The sequence below is a fragment of the Chryseobacterium sp. WG14 genome, from assembly GCF_024586945.1.
In the GTDB taxonomy this organism is placed as follows: domain Bacteria; phylum Bacteroidota; class Bacteroidia; order Flavobacteriales; family Weeksellaceae; genus Chryseobacterium.
Map to the genome: position 1 here is coordinate 436,224 of NZ_JALCZD010000001.1, position 22,338 is coordinate 458,561.

Here is a 22,338-nt window from a genome sequence, read left to right on the forward strand (position 1 = left end):
TCCATTGTATAGAATTTTGCCTTCTATTTAATACCATAATTTTTCTATATTTAGAACAAGTATATAAATATAATATAAAAAAGACAATGCCAATAAACCCATTACCTCCGGATGGAGGCCTGTTATATAAAGAAACAGATATGGCTCAGTTTTTCCCTGAGCCATTCAATGCAATAACTGCTGTATTATTTTTAGCCATAGCTATTTTTTGGACCCTTAAAATGAAGGGTAATTTTAAAGAATATCCTTTTTTAACCTACTGCCTGGTTTTATTATATATTGGTGCCATAGGCGGAACTGTTTACCATTCATTCAGACAATGGCCGGTATTTATCATGATGGATTGGATGCCCATTATGTTACTCTGTTTGTCTGCCGGATTTTATTTTGTAGCTCAGAGCACCAGATGGTACTATGCTGTTGTAATGGTTCTGGGATATCTGGTACTTATGTTGGGTTTGAGAAACTGGATTTTAATTAATAATACTTCTCTTTTTATCAACGTCAATTATGCAATAATGGCCTCATTTGTACTTTTCTCGGTATTGAGGTATTTGATGTATACCCAATGGAAAGCTGGTAAATGGGTAGGCTTTGCTTTATTGTCGTTTGTTCTTGCATTGACCTTCCGTATAGCCGACAAATGGGAATGGCTGAGTTTCGGAACCCACTTTTTATGGCATACTTTCGGGGCAATAGCAACATTTTGCATGCTTAATTATATCTATCTTACGCGGAATGAAATTAGAAAAACATAAGTGGTTTTTATATTTTCCTTGGAATTCTAATTTATTAGCAGCAAAAATCGTGTTGTTTTTTCCTCTGCTGCGTAAAGTTTCCCGTCTTTGAGCTAGTGATTAAGATCATTTCCCTTAAACTTGTTCCAAAGTCAGGAGATTTAGGAGAGCGTGATTCCAGACGCATAGGAATTTATCTTTTTTATTATTCCCTAATGTATGATATAAAGTATTTGTTTTTCGTATTATTGCAGCGTATTAAAAACTATATATATATATAACTATGAAAAAACTATTTTTTGCATCAGTCTGTGCATTAACATTATTATCATGCGGAAGAGAGGAATCTGAGATCCAAGCCGAAAATCAAAAAACAATTGCATCTTTACAATCAAAAAAAGAGAATAGTTCTTTAAAGGATATATTTGACCAGAACTATATTTATAGATACTATAGCAATTCACTAATGAAACATTATTATGGCTCCCAAACCGGCCCGATTGGTCAGCATAATTGGTCCAATGAGGGGTTGGCATTTAAAACCTCAAAGGCTCCTACTACTTTGTATGGTTTAGCATTATATGTGAATCCAAATAATCTAGATATGGTAATAGCTGTAAGCATTCACGATAGAACTTACTTAGAGGCATCAGGTTATGTATTAAGAGAAGAATTAGGCTGGCCTGCACAACCGGGAGCACCCGGAACCTTTCCTGTTTACAGGTATTACAGATCTTCAAAAAATGGTCATTTCTACACAAAAAATCTTGCTGAGCTTGGTACTGGTGGAAATGGGTGGACTTATGAAGGAATTACCTTTCATTCATATTAAAAAAATATATTGTTAGAGTATATGTCCCCGGAGAGATCTGGGGATTTTTTTCATACATTAGATAGTCGATTACTCGAATAATCGACTATCTAATGTATTCAGCCTCTTTCGGGAGCTTTTTACATGTGAATGAAGATTTCCTCTCTGCCACGCAAAGGCTTCCCGACTTTGAGCTAGTAAATAAGATCATTTCCTTGCCCACTTACAATAAAGCGGAATTAGTAATGAAACTTTGCGTTTAATCTTTGTAATCAATCAAAAAAGCTGAGAATAATTTAAATCTTTATTGCCATATAAGCTTAATCAATAGAAAGTTCTTTAATGCAAAAATCAAATCAAATAATCAAAAAATAGCATTTTTTCGCATTATTCAGTCCATTAATTTTGCTGCAATAAATTGATTAAGTTGAGTATAAATATTATTATCAGAAAAGCAATAGAATCCGACAGTGAGAAAATCTGGTTTTTGATGGAGCAACTGGCCATTTTCGAAAATTACATGGACAGTTTTGAAATTACCCCTGAAATTGTAAAAGAATCCGGATTTAGAAAAAGTCCACCGGATTTTTATTGTTGGGTTGCAGAAGATGAAGGTAAAATTGCAGGAATATTGGTGTATTATTTTCTTCCTTACACGGCACAAAATAAGCCTGCGATCTATATGAAAGAGCTTTATGTAGATAAAAATTACCGGGGTCAGAAAATTGGCGAACAGCTTATGGATGCTTTGAAAGCCGAAGCGAAAAGAAACAATTGCTCGCAAATAAAATGGACCGTTGCGCCTTGGAACAATGCCGGACAAAGATTCTATCATCGTCTTGGTGCAAAAGAAAATAAGGATTGGTTGAATTACGAATGGAATGTATAGAAAATGGAAATTAGCATAACAAAAATTAAAGAAAACGAAATAGCAGCATTACAGGAGATTGGCAAAAAAACGTTCTCTGAAACATTCGCTGAGAATAATAAGGAAGAAAGTATGGCGCAATATCTTGAAACAAGTTTTGCAACAGAAAAGCTTAGTGCTGAAGTGAACGATAAAAACTCCGAATTCTACCTGGCAAGGGTAGATCATAACGTTATCGGATATGTAAAGCTCAACACCGGCTCTTCACAAACTGAAATTAAAGGTCATAATGCGCTTGAAATTGAAAGGATATATGTTTCTAAAGATTTTCACGGAAAGAAAGTGGGGCAGGCTCTTTATGACAAAGCGATGGCCATTGCTACAGAAAAAAAAGTAGATTACGTTTGGTTGGGCGTTTGGGAAAATAATGTACGGGCTATCGGATTTTATAAGAAAAATGGATTTAAAGAATTTGATAAGCATATTTTCAGGCTTGGAAATGAAGAGCAGACCGATATTATGATGAAACTGGATTTGAAAACCGACACGTTGAAAATTGAATTTTTTGTAAAATCATTCGAAGAATTATCCACTACTGAACTTTACAAAATATTAAAATTAAGAAGCGAAATATTTATTATAGAACAAAATTGTGTATATCAGGATATAGATGATAAAGATTTAAAATGCCACCACTTGATGTGTTTAGTTGATGGAAATTTGGCGGGATATACCAGAATTGTTCCTCCTGGTTTAACCTACGGAGACGCTTCAATTGGCCGTGTTGTTATCGGTTCGGATTATAGAGGATTGGGACTGGGAAAACAGCTGATGGAAAATTCTGTCAAAGACTGTAAAGAGATTCTTAAGGAATCCACAATTCGAATCAGTGCACAATTGTATCTGTTGAAATTTTACAATTCTCTAGGCTTCAAAGAAGTAGGGGAGCCTTACGATGAAGACGGAATTCCGCACATAGAAATGGTTTTAAACTAATTCCAGAATATTTTTTAGAATCGGATTAGGGTCGTCTTTTCGCCATTGGATGTACAAATCAGTAACAAAAGGAAGCGGTATAAAACGGATTCCGGTATTTTGGTGAAGATGATAAGAATGCGGGAGAATCGAAATACCTAATCCGTTTTTAATCAATGAAATAACGGTCGATCCAAACTCACAGCGAATGTAAGAGCCAAGATTGATTTTATAAAAATCAATAACTTCCTGAACCAGTACATTGTAGCTGCTGCCGTCATCGCCTGTTGTCAGAAGAAATTTTTGCTCTTTCAGTGTTTCTTCAGAAATATCAGCGAGGGTTTTAAAATGATGATTTTCGGGAACAACAAAAGATAGATTTTCATGGCACAATTTCTTTTCATTAATGGCTGAATATATATTGATATCCCGTGAAAATGCCAGATCTATCTTGTAATTTTTAAGATAATCTTCCTGGATGTCATTTGTCAGCTGAAACAATTCCAGATTAAGATTTGGAAAAGCTACGGAAACTTTTTTTATAAAATCAGGTAAAACTGAAGAAGAGATAGAATCGGGATGAGCAATTCTTATCGTTCCGGATTCGCCTAAATGAATTTGTCTGGCCAACTGATGAAAAGACTCCATCTGGCTAAGCTCTTCACCCCATTTTTCCTGCAAAAACTTTCCTGCAGGGGTAAGCTTCACATTTCGCTTATCGCGGTAAAACAACTGAACACCCAGTTCTCGCTCTAAAGACTGAATGTGACGGCTCAGAGCAGATTGTGTGATATTCATTTTCGCAGACGTATTCCAGAAATGAAGCTCTTTTGCCAATGCCAGAAAATATTTGAGCTGTTGTATGTCCATTAATGCAAATTAATCATTAGTTAAACAAATTTAACAAGTAAATTGAATTAAAAACTAGTCAATAAAAAATTTTCTTGTTGATAAAACTTCTTGCCATTTAACTTTAAGCATTAAAAACAATCGAAGTTGACATAGCAAAAAGAGTGTTGCTTTTCTTTTAAGGTTGAAAGAAAAACGATTTACTTATATTTACCCCGCAAAGCAAATTCAAATGTTCAAAAAAGTAAGCACTGTATTTATTCTTGGCTTTTATACGGTTTTTTGTTCGGCCCAGCAGGTTCGGCCCTCAAAATCATCTGAAATTTACCGTGAACTCAAAACCCTTAAACAGCTGCCTAAAGTTTTATACCTTGCGGCTCATCCCGATGATGAAAATACAGGATTGCTCTCCTGGTTAATCAACGACCAAAATGTAGAAACGGGCTATCTGTCTTTAACCAGGGGTGATGGCGGTCAGAATTTATTAGGTACAGAGCAGGGTGCTGCATTGGGTTTGATCAGAACACATGAGCTTTTAGAGGCAAGAAAGTTAGACGGCGCCCAACAGTTTTTTACCCGGGCGATTGATTTCGGGTTCTCTAAAAATACGACCGACACCTTTAAACAATGGGATGAAAATAGCATTATTGCTGATGTAGTTTGGGTAATCCGTCAATTCCGTCCTGATGTGATCATTTGTCGTTTTCCTCCTACTGCTGCGGCAGGTCATGGACAACATGCGGCTTCTGCTGTGGTGGCGGAAAAAGCTTTTAAGCTGGCAGGCGATAAAACGGCTTTCCCGGATCAGCTGAAATATGTTAATGTATGGCAGCCAAGACGCGTATTGTGGAATACTTTCCGCTTTGGCGGGGTCAATACGACAGCTGAAAATCAACTGAAAGTTACCGTTGGGCAATATGATGCGCAACTGGGAATGGGCTATGGTGAACTGGCAGGATTAAGCAGAAGTTTACATAAAAGCCAGGGTGCGGGAACACAATCTGTAGCCGGGATCAGAACAGAATATTTTGCCCACGTTACTGGCGAGCCTGCCAAAGCAACACTTTTTGACGGAATAGCTAAAACCTGGACAGCAAAAGGAAACACTGATATTGACCATTCGTTAGATGAAATTATTTCCGCTTTCAATTTCAATAATCCAGACCTTAGCTTACCTGCTTTGCTTGCTTTGCGAAAAAAGGTCATGGCGCTACCTGATGGAGACCTTAAAAAGGATAAAATTAAATCTCTCGACAATATTATTTTAAGCTGTGCCGGGTTTATGGGTGAGGTCGTTACCAATCAGGCTGAAGCGGTGGCCGGGGATCATTACAATTTCAGGTTAAATTTAATTTCAAGAGCTGCAAATCCTGTCGTTTTAGACAATGTACAATGGTTAAGCCAATCAGAAAGCTTCAACAGAAAACTGTCAAAAGATTCTTTAATTACCATTCAGCATGACATTCAGATTCCTGCAGATGCCGCACTCACAGAACCTTACTGGCTGGCAAAACCTCCCACGAATGCAGCAACTTTCTCTGTTCCGAATGATACCTTAGTCGGTTTGCCTGAGGCAAAATCACCACTGAATGTTTGGGTTGATTTAAGAATCGGTTCAGAAAATTTTCAGGTTCAACTTCCTTTATCTTTCAAGAAATTAGACCCGGTGCGCGGTGATATGGTAGAAGCCTTGCGTATTGTTCCTGCATTGGAAATGAAATTTACACAACCGCTTTATTTAGTCAAAGAAAATGAAGATTTACATTTGGGTTTAAATCTTAAGGTTAATTCCAGCAAAAAATTCAGTAACGGTAAAGTAAACCTGATGTATAACGGAGAACGGTTAGGCAGTGCTGATGTAAGTTCGCTTAATGGGAAAGATGTTACCATCGATTACGTTATTCCAAAAGCTAAGCTTGCCGCAATACATTCATCTCGCTTACAATTGGATGCCAATTTTGTTGCAGATGGAGTAACGTATAATAAAAAACAAATATTAATTCAGTATCCGCATTTACCCTCCTTACAATATTTTGCGCCTGCCACGGTAACCGTAATGAAAGGCGATATTCAGGCGAAGGTTAAAAAAGTGGGGTACATAGAAGGTGCTGGCGATTTCATTCCTGAGTTCCTACGCATGGCAGGGATTCAGGTGGATGTCTTGAAAGACGAAGATTTTTATGGCAAATTAGATGAAACCGGCGGAAACGGCAGTCAAAACAAACTGTCGCAATATGATGCCATCGTACTGGGTGTTCGTGCCAATAATACAGAGAAAAAGCTCGGCCGCTGGATGCCTTTTTTATGGTCTTATGCAAAAGCTGGAGGTAATTTGGTGATGCAGTATAACACCAACCAGGATACAACCGTAGACCAATTGGGGATGTATAATTTCAGCATCGCCAATAAGAGGGTTACCGAAGAAAATGCTGCGGTTACGTTCTTAAATCCAAATCATAAATTACTGAACTTTCCGAACAAAATTACTGCTGATGATTTTAAAGGCTGGGTACAGGAGCGCGGCGCCTATTTCCCTGTTCAATGGGATGCAGCGTATGAACCGCTTTTTGAAATGCACGATACAGGTGAAGAGCCTTTGCAGGGATCAACTTTATATGCCCAATACGGGAAGGGTAATTTTATTTATACCCCGTTGGCATTTTTCAGACAGCTGCCTGCAGGAAATGTGGGGGCAGCACGTTTATTTTTTAACTTTTTATCTGCACAGAAAAACTGATGAATAAGCAACTTAAAAATTGGAATACCTGGTACATACTATTAGCCGTTGCATTAGTATTCCAGATCGCATTTTATTATTGGTTTACTAAATCCTGGGCATGAGTACTATAGATTGGACCGTTCTTATTTTTACACTGGTTGCAGTGGTTGTGTACGGCGTATTGATCGGCCGTGGCCAAAAAAGCAACGAATCCTACCTGAAAGCAGATAATAAAATGCCCTGGTACATTGTGCTTATAGGTATTATGGCTACACAGGCAAGTGCCATTACATTTCTTTCGGCACCGGGCCAGGCGTATACAGACGGGATGCGTTTCGTGCAGTATTACTTTGGTCTGCCTTTGGCGATGATTGTGATCTGTATCACTTTCATCCCGATTTTTCAGCGCTTAAATGTTTATACTGCCTATGAATATCTGGAAAACCGTTTTGATAAAAAAACAAGGGTACTCACTTCACTTCTTTTTCTTTTTTCCAGAGGCTTATCGACAGGAATCAGCATTTACGCTCCGAGTATCATCTTATCAAGCGTTTTAAACTGGGATATTTATTTAACCAATGTCTTAACAGGTGGTATTCTGTTGATCTATACCTATATTGGCGGAGCAAAAGCGATCGCTCACACCCAAAAATTACAGTTTCTTATTATTCTGGGAACCATGGCTTTTGCAGGATATCTGCTTATTCAGAATATGCCGAATGGAATTGGTTTTAAGGATGCACTGTATCTGGCAGGGAAATCCGGAAAGCTTAATGTAATCACCACAGAATTCGATTGGAAAGATAAATACAATATCTGGAGCGGGCTAATTGGCGGGTTTTTTCTGGCACTTTCTTACTTCGGGACTGACCAGAGCCAGGTTGGGAGGTATATTACTGCGAAAGACAATACCAACGCAAAAATGGGCTTGCTGCTGAACGGATTGGTTAAAATTCCGATGCAGTTTTCTATTCTCCTGATTGGTGCCTTACTTTTCGCTTTCTTTTCTCTGAAACCGGCTCCGATTTATTTTAACGAGCGCTCTTATCAGCATTTAAAGGAAACACAACCTGAACAGGCTGCGGTTTTTGAAAAAGAGCATCAGGATTTGCAAACAAAATTTAATGCAGAATCGAAAGAAATTTTAAAGTTAAAAGAAACTCATTCTCCCCAACTCAAAAAAACAATTCAGGATTTTAAAAACACACAAACCCAGGTAAAAGCATTGCACGGCAGGGTAGAGGAAGCGATCAATCATTCAAACTATAATGCGGAGAAAACGGATACCAATTATATTTTTCTGTATTTCGTAAAAAATACCCTGCCTGTAGGGATGATCGGTTTACTGTTTGCCGTTATTTTTCTGGCCAGCTGGGGTTCAATTTCTGCAGCGCTGAATTCCCTTGCCGCCTGCTCATTAAAAGATGTTCATTTGATATTCAGAAAAGAAATTCCTGATGATGCCACCGAATTGAAGTACAGTCGCCTGCACACTTTAGCCTGGGGGATTTTCTCAATCGGTGTAGCCATGTTTGCCACTCAAATGGGTTCCCTTATTGAAGCGGTGAATGTATTGGGTTCTCTTTTCTACGGACCGATATTGGGGATTTTTCTGGTCGCCTTTTACTATAAAAAAATCACTGGCTCCAATGTATTTATTGCTGCCATTTTAGCAGAAATTGCAGTTATTGCCGTTTATAACTTTGATATCGTTTCTTTCCTTTGGCTTAACGTCATTGGGGCAGCAGCGGTAATTATATTTTCGGCAATTGGTTTATTGTTTTATAAGCCGAAAGCAGTAAATTCGTAAACGAACAACAAACAAAAAAATATTATGAAAACAATGATCAAATCTGTTACCGTACTTTTTGCTGTAATGACGATGTCAGTAAATGCCTTTGCCCAGGACACTAAAAAACCTGCCAGCCCTGCGGCTACTGCAACGGGGAAAATTAAAGATGCAGCCATTACCATAGCCTATAGCAGTCCTTCTGTCAAAGGGCGTACCATATGGGGTGATTTAGTAGCTTATGATAAAGTTTGGCGTGCAGGTGCCAATGAAGCAACTACTTTCGAAACGGATAAAAATATTACCGTTCAGGGTAAACCGCTGCCTGCAGGTAAATATAGCTTCTTCCTGATCCCTAAAGAAAGCGGAACCTGGACTGCCATTTTTAACAAAGAGCCAAAACAGTGGGGTGCTTATAAATACGAAGAATCTAAAGATGCTTTACGTGTGGACGTAAAAACAAAAGCTTTACCAACAACACAGGAAACTTTAGTGTATAAAGTAAACAGTAATGGATTCACCATGGATTGGGATAAAATCTCAGTTCCTGTAGAGATCAAATAAGTTTAAATATAAGAAATTAAAATCCCGTTAATGCGGGATTTTTTTTTGTTTGATATTGTTTCAAAGATTACTATTTTAAATTTCCAGTGTATTGGTGCTGCTACTTCTTCAAATTGTTTCGTATTACAGCATTTCCGGTTCAGTCTCTTTTTTCAGGTTGTTAATGAAATCCGAGGGGGTTAAACCTGTTTCTTTTTTAAATGCATTCTGAAAGACCCTATGATTGGCATAACCACATAACTCTGCCAAAGAAGTGATCTTATACTTTCTGTATACTGCATCCTCATACAGTTTCCTGGTAATGTATTCAATTCTAAGGCTGTTGATGTAATGATTGAAATTCTTGTTCTTATAGGATTTTATGACTTCTGAAAGATATTTTGTATTGGTGCCAAAATTACTTGCCATGCTGGCTATTGTAATATCGCTTTTTAGGTATTTCTCTCTTTTTTCAAATTTGGATATCTTACTCAATAGTTGATTGACTGTTTCCTCAGCAATTATATTTGGAGCTTTTATTGCTTTTTCTCCATCCTTATCCATTTCATCCTTTCGGTTTTCTGACTCATGCTTTATTTTTGTAATGAGTTCCTGAAATCTCTGTTGTAGAACTTTATTCCTGTTTTTCCAATAGTACCAAATACCGCCACATCCCAGCATTATTAAAATGAAGAATACATAGAAGTAGTTTCTGAGGATGTTATTTTTTTCTTTATCCTTTTCTTTTTTTATTGCTGTGGTAACTTTATTCACCGAATGTTTTTCTGCAATTCTAATACTGTCCCTGAGGTTTGTAAGAAGTTCATTGTATTTTTTTCCCTCAATAGTATTATTTTTAGCCAAATAGGCCTCCGTTAAGATTTCGTAGAAAATTTCCCGGCCGGAAGGAGATGAAATTTTCCGCTCCAGTTCTAAGCCTTTCTGGGCGTAGTGTATGGCCTTGTCGTTATTTTTTTGGTCAAAATAGAAATTACCTGCGGTTCTGTATAGGTTCATTTCATTGAGTGAGCTTATTTTCCTGTTTTCTGCAATCTTCAATGATTTTAAAAGATAGGTCTCTGCCGTCCTTGGCTCGGCGGGCTGAATGATCCATAAATAATACAATGTTAGGTTTGCCTGTATGGAAACAATCAAATCATATTTCTTTCCTAGTGATATACTGGACTTTTTTTCGGATATTTTTTCTGCCTCGTTTAACCCTTTTATGAGGTATAGGCGTACGGAGTCCGGTTGTTTTTTGCTCTGATCAAAATAACCGGAATAGTTGGAATAAAATAAGCTGCTGTAATAATGACGAACATCATTGTCCTTGATTTTTCCCAAATATTTTTTTGAAGCCTGGTATGCTTTGTGGGAATCTTCCAGAAACCCCAAATCTCCCAATGAACCCGCCTTCATCTTATACATATTAGATACTTCCTGTGGAGATGAATCTTCATTGATAAGACTTTCCAGGTCCGTTGATACTTCTATGACTTTCTCCGCATTATTCAATGTTGAATATGTTCTCATCAGTTCAGTACCAATGGAAAAGGCAACATTGTATTTATTTTCCTTTGCTGTTCTGTAGCTTTTTTCCAGCTGTTTTATAGTGCTGTTTACGATACTTGTGCTGCCAATCTTGTCTTGTATCTGGTGTAATTCGCTCTTTAATTGTTCTTCGGATATTTTCTGGCTTTTTCCTAAAGTGAACAGGTGTAGGATGATGAGAAATAAAATAGCTTGATAAGCTCTTATTCGATTAGAATTCAATGGTAATTTGTTTAAAATGATGTTCTGACAAATATAATAATATTTCAGGCAAGTTAGCTGTTGTAAGAGGATGAAAGATAATTAAGGATGGTGTGGGTAAAAGAAGCTGATTTATGGACCTGTCGCTATTGTCTATACTTTCTGTATGATCACAGTTCCTGCACCATTTGGGTAGATTATACTGCCGCGGTCGTGCAAATCAGTAACTTTTGATAGTGTTTTGTGAAAGATAGAACATTTTAATGATAACAGAGGTGATATACCAACCTCAGACAGGTTTGGCCATAATAAAGAAGGATGCTTGTAGAGCATCCTTCTCATTTTTCAATGATTTTGTTAAGACAGAATTTAATACAGTTTCCCGAAAATCTGAATCGGCCCTTCGAATTTTAGGTATAGCATTTAATACCTATGAAAATACTTTACTTCAGATAAAGTTCTATGTTTGTGCATTCAATAATAAACGGCAACAAGCAAATCCGTAGGGCAGCTGTTAACAGGTTGTTAATGTATTTTAGCGTAAATCTTGCTTAATTCAACAACATTGCTGGCACCAAGTTTCCGGAAAATTTTCTTTTTAAACGTACTGATTGTAGTGATCTGAATATCCAATATATTCGATATTTCCAGATTACCATATCCGTTGGCAAGAAACTCAAAAATCTGAAATTCGCGAGCTGTAAGAGCTTGTACACCTTTTTTTTCTTCCTTACTGTTTATAATTACAGGAATAAGTTCGACAGGATAGTAATAACCCGTATTCAAAATGGTATGAACTGCGTGTTTAAGATCATTTTCACTGCATTGTTTGTTCAGATATCCTTCAGCTCCTTTCCTTATATACTGAAGGGCAATATCCTGATCATATCCTGAAAAGATAAGTATCCGTATGTTGGGTTGTAAACGCTTAATTTCCGGTATCATTTCTGTTAACGGAGCTCCTGGCATATTGATATCCAGGAGAATAAGACGGTAATTATTACCTTGCAGTATTTCTTTTACAGCATCATAATCAGCAGCCAGATCAACTTCAATGTCAGGATATTCTGAATTTAATACTGCTTTTGTTCCCAAACGCACAACAGCGTGGTCATCAGCAATGAGAATTTTTCCTTTCATAAATTATTAGTTTTTATTCTTCAAGTTTATTTCAACGACGGTTCCCTTAGGAGTGTTTTTTGTGAAATGTATTTCAGCATTAATTTTTTTGATGAGGTGTATAACCATATGAAGACCAAGACCAGAATCTTTGGCTTGCATTTTTTTATCATCGGTATCCCAGTAGATGGCGTTATAATACTGGAGCTGTTTCTCGGTCATTCCATTTCCGGTATCTGCTATTTTTAATACAATATTTTCCTCAGTCTGTTCAGAAGAAATTGTAATAGTACTATTGCTGGAATATTTGACAGCATTATCAATGATGTTGTGAATAATACAAGCGATTATACCTTTATTGACAAAGTACCGGATATCATTTTTATTAAGAATTTCGATGTGGTTATTTTTTTTCTTTGCTATAATATCAAATAGTCTTTGCTTGGATTCAAGTACTTCATTCAGTAAAAGCCCGTTTTCTTCAAATGTTTGACTGGTTGTATATAAATTATTGTATTCTTTCAAGTTTAATGTAAATTTATACAATTCTTCAGAGGTTTGGTGAATTCCTTCAAAATATTCTTTTTGAACCTGTGCATCTTCTTCTTTACTTAATTTTTCAGCGAGCATTGCAATAAATTTGACAGGTGTGGTAATATCGTGATTAACTGCCTCTAAAAACTTTTTTTGATATTCAGATTCCTTCTGTATCCGTTTTTTTGCATTTTCCAGATCCTGAGAGGTCTCCTTCAGCTCCATGCTCATGTAGGATACTGTTCTTTTAAGAACTTTATTTTTTTTCCTTATAAATTTTGTAGTCTTTAGGATGATAAGTACCACTATTAAAGATAAAACTAAAAACAGAACGATCTTAAAAAATTTCGTCTGGTAGAAAAGCGGCTTAATTTCAAACGTTATCGTTTGATACTCATATTCGCCGTTGGGAGATAGTAAAACTCTGATGCTTAAGGTGTATTTTCCGGGGCCCAGACTTCTTAAGGTATATTTCCTTTGATTTCCGGCTTCTATCTTTTCCCATTTCTGATCGTGGTTATCAATTCGGGCTTCAATTCTAAGGTTTGCAGGATCTGCATAATAAGGAAGGTCAATAAAAATCTCCGCTGATTTATAATTATTTTCAAGGACGATATTTTGATGAAAAGGAATAATTTTTTCCCCGCCAATTCTTATACGCTCTATAAAGGTGGTGTTTTTTTCAGGATAGTAGGTGCGGACCTGTACGGGATCAAAAAAAACAAACCCTTCCATGGAAGGAAAAACCATTTCTTTGTTGGGAAGTAGATGCGCATTGGGTACAGAACCGCCGTTGAATTCATTGGTTAATAAGCCGTCACTTTTAGTGAAGCGATAATATAAAGCACGGGAATTGTTCTCAACAGAGTTTAGAAGCTGTCGTCTTGGTATTTTGAAAAGGCCGTTATTGGAAGATATCCAGTAATACCCGAAAGAATCATCAAGAATATCATGTGCGGACCCCAGATAATGCTGCTCATCCAACGGCATTTTGAATAGTTTCTTTTCTTTCAGCAAAAAAAAACCGTCTTTATTTGTCATAATCCACATATTTCCGTCTCTGGTTTTTACGATATTTTTTACGCTGATTTTTTTGATTAGCACCGTTTTTCCCGTATCTAAAGACGTCAGATAAAGCCCATAAGTAGAACCTATTAAAAAGTCATGATTATTAAATTTAATAAAATCATTGATGATCCCCTGATATTGAAAACTGAATTTCGCTTTTTTAAGATTACTGTCTGAAAAGAGATGCAAAGAAGAATTTATATAATCAGTTTCAGAAATACCATACAGACCTGAGCTTTTGAAAAAGCCGTTGGAACTTTTTCCTTTAAATAAAATAGTATCAGCTGTTGTATAGCCCGAAGACTTATGTCTCCTTACAATCGTATTTTGGCGCTTATACATTATATTTTCGTCGTCATCATACAGCATATAGTATTTTTCATTGGAACCGAATTTATGTTCTTTAACTATTCCATGCTTATCATATTCGTAACCGAGTGCATCAATAATTGTATATTTACTGAAGGGTAGAGAAGAATAACTCACGTCATCAACAAATGGAATTTTTTTCTGGGATGTATGGAATTGTGTTAATTGAATGATATTTAAGCCTTTAACGGAGCTTCCGATATAAAGCCTGTTGTATTTATCATCATAAAAAATACATCTGAACCGGTAATTCCCAAAATTTTCGTAGTGGGTTAAAAGTTGAAGTGTAGCTTCATTCTTATGATGGTTCACCAAATAAATGTAGTCATTATGGACGATAAAAGTTTGATCTGTAAGTTGCTGCCAATATATTTTTGTGTTCGGATCATTAAAGAGGGCAGGATTTTTTCCTGATATGATATTCCCTTTGAAAATCCGGTGTATTTTCCTGTTTTTAGGATCTGTGATATAGAGTGTATCCTTATACAGGAAAATAGTATAAGTGTCAGATTTACCCAACGAAAGTAAAAGTTTCTTCTGCGTTTTATCATCTGTGTAAGTGACCGTACGATGGGATATAATATAATCTCCTGAAACTGTTTTTATTAAATAATTAAAATCTGAAAATAGTTCGTTATCTGTGGTCCTCAGCCATTGCGAACCAACTTGGTAGAAAAGCCTGCCGGTAGTATCCGGATCTTTTTTTTTAATAGCTTTTGGATTCCTTTTGTGGATCAGGATTTTATTTTCTTCATAACCGTTGTACACCATAATATTGTCCTGCTGGATATCCCCGTAAAATCCTCCAAAATGAAAATTATTAACAGGTAGATTTCGGTAAGTAAGAAAACCGGCGCCGTCATACCGAACAATTCCATTGTCTGTAGAAAGCCAGATGAACCCGTATTTATCTTTGACGATGTCTTTAACGCTGTTCTGCGGAAGGCCATTATCCATTGTAAACCATGAGGACCTATTTTGGGACGGAACCTGAACAATAATAAAAAAAAAGATAAACACCCACCTATTCATGCAAAATTTTTAAATCTGTTTTTTCTAATCTTTTTGCAAATATATTCTAAAAAAAGGTAGAATAACTTCTACGTGGTAGCAAAGATTATCGCATGGTTTTTATTTCCAATGATGATGAGGAGGATATATATTTGTGAAAGCTTTTAGCCATTGCAATGATCTAAAATTAGATGATTTATTGTACAAAAACAATTCTGATGTATTTATTAATCGTTTACACTTTATTTATGAGAAAAAAATTATTATCTGTTATTGCTGTTTTTTCTGGTTGTTATTTGATAATTGCTCAAAGCGGGAATGTAGGGATTAATACATCCGCTCCGGCAAGCAAACTCGCTGTCAATGGAAACTTATCTATTGGAAATGCTTATGTAAATACTGCGGCTCCGGCCGACGGAAGTATTATTGCAGGGAGTACCAAAATAGGTGCTGGCACTCCTTATAATATGCTTACTGTACAGGCAAATGAAGATATTTCCCAAACACTCGCTCCTAACATAATTGCCAGATTCGATCCTTTGGGCGGATCAGATTTTAATAAAGACGCGAGTATTATCATTAACGGAGGCCGTTCAATCCTGGGATATTCAAATAATGGGAAGCCTTACTCTTTTTTGAGAGGGAACCAAAGCACAGATCTACGCTTGCAGGTTGTAGATGCCGGAGGTGTTTTATTTAATGATTCATTTGTAATTTCCGGAGCGAATAATAACACGGGTTTTGTAGGTATTAATACGCCCCTTCCCCAGGCAAGCCTCGATGTAAGGCTCAATAATATAAAAGCCCTCGCCAACAACGGTGTCCAAACGGGGCTGGTCTGGAGCGGAACTTCCAATTATAGTGGCTTCGAAGCATATACTGCAGTGAGTGGCGATGCCTGGGTTGGTATACAGCGGTCCGGTCCAGGAGCTCCATTGCATCTTACAAAATCTGCAGGTACCACTGACGGCGAGTTTATTAATTTCAGCATAAATGGTGTCGGAATCGGCTCTATCAGACATGACAATACTTCTGTGTTTTACAATACTATATCGGATATGCGCCTCAAGGAAAACATTCGTTCTTCCAAATCCGGATTGGCAGCATTGAAGAACATAGGAATATACGATTACAACTATAAGGCAGACAAAAAGAAAGAATTATCAACCGGCGTCCTGGCGCAAGAACTCTATAAGGTTTATCCTATGGCAGTAACTCCCGGTGGAGAAAACGAAAAATCACAACCCTGGCAGGTAGATTACAGTAAGCTTGTTCCGATTCTTATAAAATCAATTCAAGACCTGGAAATAAGAAATAAACTGCTCAAAACAAGAATTGCAGAATTGCGAAATAAAACCAAATAATTAGCTACCATAAAAGTAGTAAACGTGATCACTTTTTATTTTAAACTTAATAATAATGAAAAAGAACTTTTTCCTAATCGCTTTATTAGCGGGACTAAAGATAACCTTCGCTCAGGCAGGTAATGTAGGAATTAATACAACGACACCTGCTAACACTTTAACTGTGAATGGAAATGCTTCTGTTGGCAGCAGTTATTCAAATATTCCGGCGCCTGCGGATGGATTGATCATTGAAGGAAAAACAGGTATAGGGACCAGCAATCCTCTCAATATGCTTCATGTACAGGCCGATGCAGATATTTCTCAGCCATTAGCTTCTAATATTGTTGCCAGATTTGATCCAGTGGGCGGAGCAGATTATAATAAAGAGGCAAGTATTATTGTCAACGGAGGCCGGACAATTCTAGGATATTCCGTAGCTGGAAATAAATATGCTTTTCTCAGGGGAAATCAAGCTACTGATATCCGTTTGCAGGTTTCAGATGCAAATGCCAATTTGTTGAGTGATACTTTCGTAATCTCAGCGGCATCAGGCAATACAGGTTTTGTGGGTCTTAATACAGCCAATCCGCAGGCACGTTTGGATGTAAGAGGAAATATCAAGGCTTTGGCCGGAACCGGAACCCAAACAGGAGCAGTATGGAACGGTACTTCTAATTTTACTGGTTTTGAGGCTTTTACTACTGCCAGTGGAGATGCCTGGGTTGGAATACAGCGTTCCGGTACAGGTGCACCTCTGCACATAAGCAAGTCTGTGGGTTCAACAGACGGGTCAATGATTATTTTTGGTATTAACGGATTGGGAATTGGTTCTATTATGCATTCTGCTACGGGGATACTTTATAGTACCACTTCAGATATGCGTCTCAAGGAAAATATTCGTCCTTCTCAATTTGGTTTATCAACATTAAAGAAAATAGGGATATACGACTACAATTACAAAGCAGATGAAAAAAAGGCATTATCAACCGGCGTTTTAGCGCAGGAACTTTATAAAATATATCCACAGGCTGTTACTCCAGGCGGAGATGATGAAAAAGTTAATCCGTGGCAGGTTGATTACAGCAGGCTAATTCCAGTGCTTATAAAATCTGCGCAGGAGCTACAGGCAGAGTATGAGCAGCTGGAGGCACAGATAAAAAAACTGGAAAATAAGATTTAATGTAAACCCCTCAACCTAAATAAAGTTAAGAAAGTTGATTAAAATTACTAGTATTAATCATATCTATTAACACAACAGGCGTATATTCTAATAACACAAAAATGACATAAGCGTTGCTATACGGCAGCGCTTGTTTTCAATTAATACTATTGATACTTCGTAAAATCCGCTGTTTTTCTCTTGTCGGATGGAAGCACTGTTATCATAGAGATAGTAATGAGGTCCGGTTAAAGCCCTGTGAATCTTATTCCACCAGTTGATATTGATTATCAAACAGGAGATCTTCTTTGGACTTGAATCAAGCATTTTCAAAAATATTATTAAAAAAAAAGTAACCGAAAAACAAATAGGAAAAATGAATTTCATTGATAAGAATGTTTCAGTTGAACAAGCAATTATTATTCTGGCTAAAACTGGCATTCAGGTAAATGAGAAAGAAGCTAAAATTATATTGGAATTACTATATTTAGTATCAAAAATTACAATAAGCCAAAAGAGAAAAAATGCTGGAACGTTAATGAGACTTCAAACTACGCTTCAATACCGATGAAATCTCTGATAGAACACTTTTAGGCTGTCTGTTTCAAATGGACTAGAGATTTCACATCAAAAAATTCAAACTATAAAATACCAGGCCGTAAAAGTTTGATATAGAGTTTTTATGTGTAAAAAAAGAGAGACAACTATTTGATAGTTGTCTCCTTCAGTGACCTCGACAGGATTCAAACCTGTAACCTTCTGAGCCGTAATCAGATGCGCTATTCAGTTGCGCCACGAGGCCGTTGTTACCTTGTTGTTTAAGGGTTTGCAAATATAGCACTTTTTTCTTTTCTTTGAAAGATGAAACAAAGAATTTTACTTCTATTCACGGTTTTTTCGCTAATTGCCTGTAAAAGAGAATCAAAAATTTCGTCCTTAGATTGGACTCATATCTCCAATCGTACCCAATTTAAGGAGCATGACGGGGCTCTGGAACTGAAATCGGGAAATTTTACCTATAATTTTAATAAAAACCAAACTCCTTTTGAGAAAATCATCCTGTTAAATGCGAGTATGGCAGGCTATATTTCAGCCCTTGGAGCAGAAAACCTAATCATTGGAGTTTCAAGTCCGGAATATATTTATTCGGAAAAAATTCTGAACCTGCTTAAAGAAGGAAAGATCCAAAATGTGGGAAGTGAGCAGAAATACGATGTAGAGAAGATTATTTCTATGAAACCGGATGCTATTTTTACCAATCATATTGCAAGTTTTGATAATACATATGAACTGTTAAAAAATAATGGAATTCAGGTGATATTTCTCGATGAGTACATGGAGCAGCAACCCCTGGAAAAAACAGCCTATATAAAACTTTTTGGAGAATTTTTAGGAAAAGAAAAAGAAGCGGAGGCAAAATACCAGGAAGTGGAAAAGAATTATGGTGATCTGAAAAAGCTGGCATTAAAAGCAAAAGAAAAACCTGTTGTTTTAGCTAATGAAATGTATGGTAATGTTTGGTACCTTCCGGGGGGTAATACCTCTGTTGCCCATTATATTGCTGATGCCAATGCTTCCTATATCTTAAAGGACAATAAAGATGAAAAGGCTTTAACGATGAGCTTTGAAGAAGTCTACGCGAAAACAGGCAATGTACAGTATTGGGTGAATGCAGGAAGCCACGCTTCAAAAAAAGAAATGCTGAAAATGAATGCTTTCTATGGAAAACTGAATGTATTCAATAAAGGGAAAATATATACGATTGCCGGAAAAGAAAAGCAAAAAGCCAATGATTTCTTTGAAAGTGGAGTGGTAAGAGCAGATCTTATCCTTAAAGATTATATTAAAATCTTCCATCCCGAACTTCTGCCGGATTATCAGCTAACCTATATGAAAGAGTTGCAGTAACTCGTACTATTTGCTTATTTTTGCACTTCCTTTTACGATAACTTATGTGGAAAAAAATTAAACAGCTGATTTTCATTGTTCTTGTTCTGAATGTCGTTTTTATCATTTGGGGTAGATTTTTCAATCCGCCTGTTACCATTACCCAGATAGGAGGGCTTTTTGAGTACGGAAAATTACACAGAGATTATATTTCCTATGATGAAATGGGAAATAATGTGAAAAAGGCAGTCATTGCTTCCGAAGATCAGAAATTCTTTGATCATAACGGATTCGATTATACTGCGATTGAAAAAGCAATGAAGCATAATGAACAGGGCAAAAAAATAAGAGGAGGAAGTACGATTTCCCAACAGACGGCAAAAAATGTTTTTCTTTGGCAGGGCAGAAGCTGGATAAGAAAAGGATTGGAAGCCGTATATACCTTTATTATTGAAAAAGTATGGAGCAAAGATATTATCCTTGAAAGGTACCTGAACTCTATTGAAATGGGGCAGGGTGTATTTGGAGTAGAAGCTGCAGCTCAATATTATTTTGGTAAATCATCCAGGGATTTAAGTGCTTCAGATGCAGCGTGGATTGCCGCAGTATTGCCCAATCCGAAAAAATATGATCCGAAAAATCCATCCCCTTATTTAAGGAAGAAACATAATTGGATCATGAGGCAGATGAGGAATGTGAGTTTGAAATAGTATCTTTGTACTAATGAAATTGTTTAATTCCAGCACAAATTTTGAGTCAGTTCTTAAAAAATATTTTTCTTTTAAGAACGAAACCCTTTCTTTAGAACCATTTGCAGAGTTTTTAGAGAGCATTAAAAGGGCAGACTTTACTTATGTGCTTAATTTTCTCAGAAGCAATCCCAATTTTGCTGAGAATTTTAAATACTATATACACAATATTTTTAGAGGCAGGCCTTTCAACCTGTCCCTGACAGAAGCCAATATCCTTTCTGAAAATGCTTTCTTTCCGGAACTTAAAAAAAGGATCCTGAATAAGGTTTTACCTCCCGTAGAAAATGAAAAGACGGTGTGGTATATGATTGATAATGTAAGTATGAGGCCTAAAACGGATCTGAAATACATGCATAATCTTCCTGAAAATGAGATGGATGAGTTTTTGGTAATGTTAGGAGCTTCTGATTTTATAATCAAGCCCAACATTAAAAAGGAGCTTATTTTCTCTATGAATATCCTTTCCTGGAGGGTTACAGGGATGGCTATGGAAGTGGAAGTGGTGAGAATGGCCCCGCAGTACAGAAATCTTGATAATCCGTTTCTTGCCCTTCAGAATGAGTTGGAGGCATTAGCCGAAGACCTTACTACAGATCCCGATTTACAGCTGCACTCTAAAGATAGCCGGTATAAGCAGATCAAAATCTATACAGAACATTGTCAGGAATTTGTAAACATAGCTTTTAAAAATTCAGCTAAATATGGTATTTCAGGAAAGATTAATCAATCATTGCTGAAGATCCGCCAGCAGACGGAAAGGATCTATGAAATTGTGCAGTTGCTTGTTATTGATACGGAGGAAGATGTGATGATCAAATCAAAGCAATTGATCTTTAATATCCTGAACTATAAATCTCATAAAAATAATATAGCAGACCTCATCAACGACAGTACAAGGTTGATTTCCCATCTTATTACCAACCATACGGCAGAAGCAGGAACCCATTATATCACCTCTACCCGTAAAGAATATATGACCATGTTCTATAAAGCGAGTGGTGGTGGAATTATTGTAGGAGCGCTTTGCGTATTAAAAATGCTATACGGATATATCCCCGGAAGTGATTTTTCGCACGCATTCCTATACTCTATGAACTATGCCATGGGATTTGTGATGATTTATCTGATGGGATTTACTCTGGCCACAAAACAGCCTGCAATGACTGCCGCTACGATGACAAAAGTACTGTCTGAAGAAGGAAACAGCAAAAGACACAATACGGAATTTGCCCATCTGGTATCAAAACTATTCAGAAGCCAGTTTATAGCATTTGTAGGAAATGTACTGCTGGCTTTCCCTATTGCCCTTGCCATTATTTATGGTTTGGATGTCTTTTTCTCTCAAAATCTTGCAGTAGAAAGATCTGATAAGCTGTTAAAAGACCTCGATCCTTTCAAATCCAAAGCAATTCTGCATGCGAGTATTGCCGGATTCTATCTTTTTATTTCAGGAATCATCTCAGGGAATATTGGAAACAACTCTGTATTTTATCAGATCCCGGAAAGAATTGCCAAAAATTTGTCTATCAGAAATTTTCTCGGAAAGAAGTTTGCGAAAGGACTATCGAAATATTACGCTAAAAACTGGCCCGGAATTGTTTCCAATTTCTGGTTTGGTGTATTCCTTGGGGCCACTGCTCCGGTAGGAATGTTCTTCGGACTGGATCTTGATATCAGACACATTACCTTTGCAGCCGGAAATTTTGCGTTAGGGCTTTACGGAAAAGATTTCTCAGTAGATTCCTATACTTTTTGGATATCTTTCTTTACCGTATTCCTGATAGGATTCTTCAACTTCCTGGTGAGTTTTAGTTTATCGATGTTCTTAGCCTTTAGATCAAGAAAAATGAATTTCGGTCAGGTGAGCGAAATCTATAAGGAAATATTCAGGTATTTTGTGAAACATCCGCTGAAGTTCTTCCTGCCATTGAGCTCAGGGTTAGATAAAAAAGCAGATGACCTCATGAGCAATACAATCTCTAATAAATCTGAAGAACATTAAACTGTTTCAAGATATAGATACAATACATAAAAAATGCTACTCCAGGTA

17 protein-coding genes and 1 tRNA gene are annotated in these 22,338 nt (G+C 36.8%); 13 read left to right on the forward strand and 5 right to left on the reverse strand.

Going from position 1 to position 22,338, the window contains the following annotated elements:
• The first annotated feature begins 86 nt into the window (after positions 1–86).
• From MP478_RS01860 to MP478_RS22510, 4 genes are all read left to right on the forward strand, one after another.
• Complete coding sequence (locus tag MP478_RS01860; protein WP_257199418.1) at positions 87–758, forward strand: hypothetical protein; 672 nt, start codon at positions 87–89, stop codon at positions 756–758.
• Positions 759–1,020: 262 nt separating this feature from the next.
• Entirely contained in the window at positions 1,021–1,569 is a 549-nt protein-coding gene (locus tag MP478_RS01865) for a hypothetical protein (RefSeq protein WP_257199419.1), read from the forward strand.
• Positions 1,570–1,975: 406 nt separating this feature from the next.
• On the forward strand, positions 1,976–2,437 hold the full coding sequence (locus MP478_RS01870; protein ID WP_257199420.1) for a GNAT family N-acetyltransferase: 462 nt from the start codon (positions 1,976–1,978) through the stop codon (positions 2,435–2,437).
• A 3-nt stretch (positions 2,438–2,440) separates the two neighbouring features.
• Positions 2,441–3,412, forward strand: a complete 972-nt coding sequence (locus MP478_RS22510) for a GNAT family N-acetyltransferase (RefSeq protein ID WP_306592470.1) — start codon at positions 2,441–2,443, stop codon at positions 3,410–3,412.
• Here MP478_RS22510 and MP478_RS01885 read toward each other — a convergent pair.
• Complete coding sequence (locus tag MP478_RS01885) at positions 3,404–4,261, reverse strand: LysR family transcriptional regulator (protein WP_257199421.1); 858 nt, start codon at positions 4,259–4,261, stop codon at positions 3,404–3,406. The two genes, MP478_RS22510 and MP478_RS01885, sit on opposite strands and share 9 nt — an antisense overlap.
• A gap of 211 nt (positions 4,262–4,472) precedes the next feature.
• Between MP478_RS01885 and MP478_RS01890 the strand changes: the two genes are divergently transcribed.
• The 3 genes from MP478_RS01890 to MP478_RS01900 all read left to right on the forward strand — a co-directional run bounded on the left by MP478_RS01890 (position 4,473) and on the right by MP478_RS01900 (position 9,312).
• Positions 4,473–6,977 (forward strand): PIG-L family deacetylase, encoded by a 2,505-nt coding sequence (locus MP478_RS01890; protein ID WP_257199422.1) that lies wholly within the window; start codon positions 4,473–4,475, stop codon positions 6,975–6,977.
• Between the two features lie 100 nt (positions 6,978–7,077).
• Positions 7,078–8,769, forward strand: coding sequence for a sodium:solute symporter (locus MP478_RS01895; RefSeq protein ID WP_257199423.1), 1,692 nt, complete (start codon positions 7,078–7,080; stop codon positions 8,767–8,769).
• 24 nt (positions 8,770–8,793) lie between these two features.
• The gene (locus MP478_RS01900) at positions 8,794–9,312 is read left to right on the forward strand and encodes a DUF2911 domain-containing protein (RefSeq protein ID WP_257199424.1); all 519 of its coding nucleotides are present in this window, start codon (positions 8,794–8,796) and stop codon (positions 9,310–9,312) included.
• 123 nt (positions 9,313–9,435) lie between these two features.
• On the opposite strand, the gene MP478_RS01905 is transcribed toward MP478_RS01900, so the two are convergent.
• The 3 genes from MP478_RS01905 to MP478_RS01915 form a co-directional block, all read right to left on the reverse strand.
• On the reverse strand, positions 9,436–11,064 hold the full coding sequence (locus MP478_RS01905) for an AraC family transcriptional regulator (protein ID WP_257199425.1): 1,629 nt from the start codon (positions 11,062–11,064) through the stop codon (positions 9,436–9,438).
• Between the two features lie 504 nt (positions 11,065–11,568).
• Positions 11,569–12,183 (reverse strand): response regulator transcription factor, encoded by a 615-nt coding sequence (locus MP478_RS01910; RefSeq protein ID WP_257189323.1) that lies wholly within the window; start codon positions 12,181–12,183, stop codon positions 11,569–11,571.
• A gap of 6 nt (positions 12,184–12,189) precedes the next feature.
• Positions 12,190–15,165, reverse strand: a complete 2,976-nt coding sequence (locus MP478_RS01915) for an ATP-binding protein (protein ID WP_257199426.1) — start codon at positions 15,163–15,165, stop codon at positions 12,190–12,192.
• Between the two features lie 227 nt (positions 15,166–15,392).
• Here MP478_RS01915 and MP478_RS01920 point away from each other — a divergent pair, with 227 nt between their 5' ends.
• From MP478_RS01920 to MP478_RS01930, 3 genes are all read left to right on the forward strand, one after another.
• Entirely contained in the window at positions 15,393–16,508 is a 1,116-nt protein-coding gene (locus tag MP478_RS01920; protein ID WP_257189321.1) for a tail fiber domain-containing protein, read from the forward strand.
• A gap of 55 nt (positions 16,509–16,563) precedes the next feature.
• Positions 16,564–17,670 carry a tail fiber domain-containing protein gene (locus MP478_RS01925; protein ID WP_257199427.1) on the forward strand — a complete coding sequence of 369 codons (1,107 nt, stop codon included), beginning with the start codon at positions 16,564–16,566 and terminating at the stop codon, positions 17,668–17,670.
• Between the two features lie 262 nt (positions 17,671–17,932).
• Positions 17,933–18,220 (forward strand): hypothetical protein, encoded by a 288-nt coding sequence (locus tag MP478_RS01930; RefSeq protein ID WP_257199428.1) that lies wholly within the window; start codon positions 17,933–17,935, stop codon positions 18,218–18,220.
• 157 nt (positions 18,221–18,377) lie between these two features.
• Here MP478_RS01930 and MP478_RS01935 read toward each other — a convergent pair.
• Positions 18,378–18,451, reverse strand: a tRNA-Arg gene (locus tag MP478_RS01935).
• Between the two features lie 59 nt (positions 18,452–18,510).
• Between MP478_RS01935 and MP478_RS01940 the strand changes: the two genes are divergently transcribed.
• From MP478_RS01940 to MP478_RS01950, 3 genes are read left to right on the forward strand one after another with little or no spacing between them, the layout of a single operon-like run.
• The gene (locus MP478_RS01940; RefSeq protein ID WP_257199429.1) at positions 18,511–19,557 is read left to right on the forward strand and encodes an ABC transporter substrate-binding protein; all 1,047 of its coding nucleotides are present in this window, start codon (positions 18,511–18,513) and stop codon (positions 19,555–19,557) included.
• 44 nt (positions 19,558–19,601) lie between these two features.
• Positions 19,602–20,246: a monofunctional biosynthetic peptidoglycan transglycosylase gene (gene mtgA, locus MP478_RS01945; protein ID WP_230036162.1), complete on the forward strand. Its 645-nt coding sequence runs from the start codon at positions 19,602–19,604 to the stop codon at positions 20,244–20,246.
• Positions 20,247–20,259: 13 nt separating this feature from the next.
• Positions 20,260–22,290: a site-specific recombinase gene (locus MP478_RS01950; RefSeq protein ID WP_230036164.1), complete on the forward strand. Its 2,031-nt coding sequence runs from the start codon at positions 20,260–20,262 to the stop codon at positions 22,288–22,290.
• The last annotated feature ends 48 nt before the right edge of the window (positions 22,291–22,338 follow it).

What these genes read in the sequence shown, in the direction of transcription:
- MP478_RS22510 (WP_306592470.1), top strand. Translation starts at nt 2,441, where the DNA reads ATGGAAATTAGCATAACAAAAATTAAAGAAAACGAAATAGCAGCATTA.
- MP478_RS01910 (WP_257189323.1), bottom strand. Translation starts at nt 12,183, where the DNA reads ATGAAAGGAAAAATTCTCATTGCTGATGACCACGCTGTTGTGCGTTTG.
- MP478_RS01940 (WP_257199429.1), top strand. Translation starts at nt 18,511, where the DNA reads ATGAAACAAAGAATTTTACTTCTATTCACGGTTTTTTCGCTAATTGCC.
- MP478_RS01925 (WP_257199427.1), top strand. Translation starts at nt 16,564, where the DNA reads ATGAAAAAGAACTTTTTCCTAATCGCTTTATTAGCGGGACTAAAGATA.
- MP478_RS01865 (WP_257199419.1), top strand. Translation starts at nt 1,021, where the DNA reads ATGAAAAAACTATTTTTTGCATCAGTCTGTGCATTAACATTATTATCA.
- MP478_RS01885 (WP_257199421.1), bottom strand. Translation starts at nt 4,261, where the DNA reads ATGGACATACAACAGCTCAAATATTTTCTGGCATTGGCAAAAGAGCTT.
- MP478_RS01950 (WP_230036164.1), top strand. Translation starts at nt 20,260, where the DNA reads ATGAAATTGTTTAATTCCAGCACAAATTTTGAGTCAGTTCTTAAAAAA.
- MP478_RS01900 (WP_257199424.1), top strand. Translation starts at nt 8,794, where the DNA reads ATGAAAACAATGATCAAATCTGTTACCGTACTTTTTGCTGTAATGACG.
- MP478_RS01860 (WP_257199418.1), top strand. Translation starts at nt 87, where the DNA reads ATGCCAATAAACCCATTACCTCCGGATGGAGGCCTGTTATATAAAGAA.
- MP478_RS01895 (WP_257199423.1), top strand. Translation starts at nt 7,078, where the DNA reads ATGAGTACTATAGATTGGACCGTTCTTATTTTTACACTGGTTGCAGTG.
- MP478_RS01915 (WP_257199426.1), bottom strand. Translation starts at nt 15,165, where the DNA reads ATGAATAGGTGGGTGTTTATCTTTTTTTTTATTATTGTTCAGGTTCCG.
- MP478_RS01920 (WP_257189321.1), top strand. Translation starts at nt 15,393, where the DNA reads ATGAGAAAAAAATTATTATCTGTTATTGCTGTTTTTTCTGGTTGTTAT.
- MP478_RS01890 (WP_257199422.1), top strand. Translation starts at nt 4,473, where the DNA reads ATGTTCAAAAAAGTAAGCACTGTATTTATTCTTGGCTTTTATACGGTT.
- mtgA (WP_230036162.1), top strand. Translation starts at nt 19,602, where the DNA reads ATGTGGAAAAAAATTAAACAGCTGATTTTCATTGTTCTTGTTCTGAAT.